Below are 478 nucleotides of genomic sequence, written 5' to 3'. Positions count from 1 at the left end.
GCTTCGAGCCTACGGGCAAGAAAAAGGGGGCCCGACGATCAGCGCGGGCATCTGATCGGGCGCACGAAGGGCGGGCTGAACACCAAACTGCATGCCGTCACCGATGCGAGGGGTCGTCTGCTGAAGTTCTTCATGACCGCAGGTCAAGTCAGCGACTACACCGGCGCCGCAGCCCTGTTGGGCAGTCTGCCTGCCGCCGACTGGATGATCGCAGACCGGGGCTATGACGCCGACTGGTTCCGCGAAGCTTTGAACGACAAGGGGATACGCCCTTGCATCCCCGGACGGAAGTCGCGCGGCAAAGCAGTCCGCTACGACAAGCGGCGCTATCGCCGCCGCAACCGCATCGAGATCATGTTCGGCCGGCTGAAGGACTGGCGCAGGGTCGCAACCCGCTACGACCGATGCGCAAAGACCTTCCTCTCCGCCGCCGCACTCGCCGCAACCGTCATGTTCTGGCTTTGAGCGTCAATGAGTC

At 63.8% G+C, this 478-nt stretch carries 1 protein-coding gene; it reads left to right on the top strand.

Annotated features, from left to right (window positions below):
• A partial coding sequence (locus LHP98_RS19305) for an IS5 family transposase (RefSeq protein WP_227254167.1) occupies positions 1 to 465 on the top strand: 465 nt, incomplete at its 5' end.
• Positions 466 to 478 lie beyond the last annotated feature (13 nt).

The organism is Rhodobacter sp. Har01, from assembly GCF_020564565.1.
Classification (GTDB): domain Bacteria; phylum Pseudomonadota; class Alphaproteobacteria; order Rhodobacterales; family Rhodobacteraceae; genus Pseudogemmobacter.
The sequence above is the reverse complement of the archived record's forward strand: the minus strand, read 5'-3'. Positions and strand labels throughout refer to the sequence as shown.